The 268-nt window shown below is 65.3% G+C and carries 1 protein-coding gene; it reads right to left on the bottom strand.

All coding sequences use genetic code 11. The features are described 5' to 3' along the window. Nucleotides 1-268, bottom strand: a 268-nt coding sequence (locus tag AAEZ09_RS28360; protein ID WP_502947609.1) for a GlcG/HbpS family heme-binding protein, incomplete at both ends; no start/stop codon positions are given.

Genomic DNA, 268 nt, shown 5'->3' with positions numbered 1-268 from the left:
GACCATCCGAGGGCGATAGGCTAGCGGCGCCACTTTTGGATCGTTGGTCACATAGTCGTTCCAGACATGGGTCGGGAACCCAAACGAGGCGGAACTCCAGGCCTTGTCGATGGCAACATCGACGGTAAGGAACGGCGCATCGTCGGTGCGCTCGAACGCGCGCAGGTTACCGGTGGCGTCGACGACGGCGACGGCAGCCGGGATGCCGATGGCACGGGCCGCAGCGAGCGCCGCGTCGATGAGGGCGACTGCGGTTTCGCGGTTGATC

This window comes from Pseudomonas sp. 65/3-MNA-CIBAN-0223 (genome assembly GCF_040310425.1).
Lineage (GTDB): Bacteria > Pseudomonadota > Gammaproteobacteria > Pseudomonadales > Pseudomonadaceae > Aquipseudomonas > Aquipseudomonas gregormendelii.
The sequence above is the reverse complement of the archived record's forward strand: the minus strand, read 5'-3'. Positions and strand labels throughout refer to the sequence as shown.